At 47.7% G+C, this 3,796-nt stretch carries 5 protein-coding genes; 2 read left to right on the top strand and 3 right to left on the bottom strand.

The features are described from left to right. Window positions 1–167: 167 nt before the first annotated feature. Window positions 168–2,438, bottom strand: coding sequence for an NACHT domain-containing protein (locus tag AC286M_RS06615; protein WP_488203618.1), 2,271 nt, complete (start codon window positions 2,436–2,438; stop codon window positions 168–170). A gap of 173 nt (window positions 2,439–2,611) precedes the next feature. Here AC286M_RS06615 and AC286M_RS06610 point away from each other — a divergent pair, with 173 nt between their 5' ends. Both AC286M_RS06610 and AC286M_RS06605 read left to right on the top strand, forming a co-directional pair. Beyond that, window positions 2,612–2,962 (top strand): DUF6883 domain-containing protein, encoded by a 351-nt coding sequence (locus tag AC286M_RS06610; protein WP_488203295.1) that lies wholly within the window; start codon window positions 2,612–2,614, stop codon window positions 2,960–2,962. Continuing rightward, a complete protein-coding gene (locus AC286M_RS06605) occupies window positions 2,959–3,276 on the top strand; it encodes a DUF4926 domain-containing protein (protein ID WP_488203294.1) in 318 nt (105 codons plus the stop codon). The genes AC286M_RS06610 and AC286M_RS06605 overlap by 4 nt, the downstream gene beginning before the upstream one ends. An 89-nt stretch (window positions 3,277–3,365) precedes the next feature. Here the strand turns inward: AC286M_RS06605 and AC286M_RS06600 are convergent, their stop codons facing one another. Together AC286M_RS06600 and AC286M_RS06595 are read right to left on the bottom strand one after the other, a co-directional pair. Continuing rightward, window positions 3,366–3,596 (bottom strand): hypothetical protein, encoded by a 231-nt coding sequence (locus AC286M_RS06600; RefSeq protein ID WP_488203293.1) that lies wholly within the window; start codon window positions 3,594–3,596, stop codon window positions 3,366–3,368. After that, window positions 3,580–3,796, bottom strand: a 217-nt coding sequence (locus AC286M_RS06595) for a BrnT family toxin (RefSeq protein WP_488203617.1), incomplete at its 5' end; no start/stop codon positions are given. The genes AC286M_RS06595 and AC286M_RS06600, both read right to left, overlap by 17 nt.

The following is a 3,796-nucleotide window of genomic DNA, read 5'->3' as shown; positions in this document are numbered from 1 at the left end:
GTTTGAATTAAGGCTCTAAGCCACGATAAGGTGTCTGGATATTCCTAAATCTTTTGACAAACTCTTCTACTGCTGCACCTTGTACATACTTATCTGAATTAGATTGAACACACAATTTCAACCACGAAAAAGTTCTCGCACTTTCTGACCAAACAGCGCCAATGGTTTCAACTGCTTTTGTGCGGATTTTCATCACACATCCAGCTTCTGCGTCTATCTGGTTCATAGTAGTAATGAAAGTCAAAGGTTGTGAGCTTTTCAACTGAATCCCATACTCGTTCACCAACCTCGTGAAGCTCGCTCTGTTGCTTTACTTCAGCCAAACAATTTGCTGATAAAAATATATTGATAAACTTTTTGTTCTTCCCATTCTGCGCTAACAAAAAATCAATTATTTTTTCAACAAAACGAGGAGACAGCATTCCAGCTATTAACTGCAAAACCTCATGCCATTGCTCATCCTGCCAATGAGCTATAAATGTTTGCTGCATCAATTCATCAAAACTTATCTCATGCTCTTTAAATTTCCAAACAAACGCCCAAGCCGCAAAATATTCCAAAAATGTACGGTGCACAAACGCATAATTGTCCGCACCCAAAAAGCAGAGGATAAAATTACGCTCCCGCAGTTGTTTCATCATCAGTCGAGCCAACGTGCGCGGTTGCTCTAGATCCAGTCGCTGCAACTGTTCCGTCAAAACCCGCTCCAAATCCGCCGCACTGATAATATTTCCGGCTAATCCATCCTTGCCCGACTGCATATGATCCGCCACCTGCCGCAGCATCGCTTGCTTATCCGCATAGTCAATCGTCAGCGGATCGAGTCGATGTTCAATCAGGTTGCGTTCCACATCCCACTGATGCAGCAGCACCCGCGAAGCCTGGTTGTATAGCTCCGGTCGGTCGCGCGGCAATTCCTGATTGCGGTTCAAAATCGCCATCATCGTCAGCAGCAGCGGATTCCCTGCCAATTCACGGATCGCCTTCGAGTCCGAAATGGCCTTGTGCAGTCGTTCCCGCTTGCGCTGCTTATCTGCCCCTTCTGCAAACGTTTGGTCGTGCCACCGCTCTATAAACTCTTTAATTTGTTCCTGATTCAGGTCTTGCAGCATATAGTGCTGAAATCCTGCATCCCGAAGCGTTTGAGCCTTATAGCCCAGCCATCGCGAAGTAACTATGGTTTGTACTGCCGGATAATTATTCGTAAATCGATGGATATCCGTCACCACGATTTCCCGCTGCTCTGGGTCAAACACCTCATCAATCCCATCAAACAGCGCCACGGCATTCCCTTGATTCAACACCTCATCCAACCGATGCTGATTCAGCCGACAGACCACCTCTCCCTGATGCAGATATTCCACTACGCTGCTGCACTTCTTCTCCTGCCGATCCTTGGCATACTTGCGGAGTTCAATCAGCAACGGCAACGGTCGCTGCGCCAACTCCCGCATTGACCCAATCGGCTCCGCTGCCCACTCCAGCGCCATATACTGCAACAGCGTTGATTTTCCCGACCCCGGATCGCCCAAAATCACAGCATAATCCGCCAGCGGGCGACTGCGCTCTCCCTTGCCTACCGTCCGTCCCACCACCTCCAGCACATTGGCTGGCAACTGCTCCACATAGCTGCGCCGATACGCCTCTAGCTGCGCCGCCTCTAGCTCCTCCGCATCTAGTTCGCCCCGTTCCTGTAGCTCTTGCAGCTTTTCCTTTGGAATCTCATACACCTTCGGGTTAAATTCCTGGCAAGGCCGCACATCCTGCGGAATAAACATCCGCCACAGCTTCAACTCGTTATACGCATAGGCCGACGTATCCAACGACTCCAGCTTCAAATTGCCATACTGCTCCCGCAATCCTTCTTGATACTTCCGTAAATTAAAATCTGGCTCAATCCCCACCAGTGACTCAACGCCCTGCCGAATCGCTTCCTGATTATGCAGCGTCAGCAACTCTCGCAGTTCTGGCGACTCGCGCCAAATCCCTTTCACCTTCCGCACATACTGCTTGCTAATCTGCTCCCAATCAAAATCATCGGGCAACTGCCGCAGATCTAGCTCCGCCCACCGCTCCTGCAATTGTTCATGATTAATCGCCTTGCAATCCGGCTCAAACGCTGTCCCCAACGTCGCCTTCACATCGGCATCTTTCATATACGCCCGCAGCGCTGGCTGATAAAAATCCCGAATCTCTGCTCCCGTCAGCCCCGCATATTCCAACTCCGCCAACATCAGCTCCACAAACGCCTTCAGCGCTTTGCCCATCGCCTTCTGCACGGGTTCCTGCTCTGCCAAACCCGCCACATCTTCAATACAGCCCTTGAAAAAATCCTTTGTGTAATCTTCCAAACTGCCCTTCAGCAGTGGCCAAAGCACCTCTTTCGCCAAACCCGTTAGACCAACTGCAACTGCAAAGTCATCAAATCCCAAGGCCATATCGTTTCACTGCGATCGCACAATTTTCTCCCATCGTAACCTCATCCATTCAGCATGAGATGGCAATGAGATGCGATCGCACCTTTGCACGTTTGCCATTAGCGCGATCGCGTTTGATTGTTCTGATATCGTTAACGTGAATATTTTTCTCACAAAAATAGGAGTACAGATGTGTGAAACTCAGAGATGTTGCCAATCAAATTTTGATTGACTCTAGAAAAATCACAGACTATGTTCTGAATCCAAATAATCTACAAGGTCGAGATAAGGCACTTTTATTTAGAGAATACTTAGGCTTTACGAGAGAAAACTATCAGTCTTTGCTCCAGCAGATTGAAGAGCAGGCGATGGATGCTGAAGCTATTCCAAGGCAATACAATGAGTATGGGCAACGCTATCGAGTAGATATTACCGTCGTTGGCATAGATCCAACACAACAGGAGATCGTGCGTACGGGATGGATTGTCAAACCGAATGAAGATATTGCAAGACTCGTTACGTTATATATTCCGAGGCGAAAATGACGAAACCAGAATTATTTGATGTTGTTGAATTGATTGTAGATCTACCTGATTTAGATCTACGCGCAGGCGATCGGGGTGCCATTGTTGAAGAACATACTGACACAGTTTTTGAAGTCGAATTTACTAATTCCTATGGAGAGACTCTAGAATATACGTCTCTGTCCACTCGGCAATTTATTGTAGTTTGGCGCAGCAAAACAGAAACTTGGGTACCTATATCTGAGCGAATCACGGCGATGATCGATGCGTTGCCCGAAAGTAGGCAAGAAGAAGTGCTCAATTTTGCCCGTTCTCTTTACAAAGCCCCAGTTTAATGCGATCGCACAATTTTCTCCCATCGTAACCTCATCCATTCAGCATGAGATGGCAATGAGATGCAATCGCACCTTTGCCATTAGTGCGATCACGCTTGATTATTCTGTTGCCGCTGGGCAATCTGCATCAACAGCCGTAGCGCATCATTGACCGACTTCTCATCTGGAAAAGCCTCCGCCACATCTGGATCAAGTAACACCAAATTTGTGCCTGCACGATAGCGCTCAACGTATTTTCCTCGTACTCCACCCTTCATCTGAGCAAAGTCATACTCTGAACGCAGTTCATCCGTCATTTCGTTCTCAGGATTCTGACTCATAAAACCTTCTCTCAGAACGTGTTGCTTTCCGAGCACTAATGATTCGGGTGCGGTCTGCTCTGTCAGTATGTGCAACAACCAAAACCTGCCCAAACCGAGACATCCCAATGATAACGTAGCGACTTTCACCAATTGAATGGTCAGGATCAGGAAACGTAACAGAAAGTGGATCATTGAAAACGGTCATTGCCTCTTGAAAG

It is taken from the genome of Thainema salinarum CENA647, assembly GCF_057732415.1.
This window is presented reverse-complemented; position numbering and strand designations above follow the sequence as displayed.

What these genes read in the sequence shown, in the direction of transcription:
- AC286M_RS06600 (WP_488203293.1), bottom strand. Translation starts at nt 3,596, where the DNA reads ATGAGTCAGAATCCTGAGAACGAAATGACGGATGAACTGCGTTCAGAG.
- AC286M_RS06605 (WP_488203294.1), top strand. Translation starts at nt 2,959, where the DNA reads ATGACGAAACCAGAATTATTTGATGTTGTTGAATTGATTGTAGATCTA.
- AC286M_RS06615 (WP_488203618.1), bottom strand. Translation starts at nt 2,438, where the DNA reads ATGGCCTTGGGATTTGATGACTTTGCAGTTGCAGTTGGTCTAACGGGT.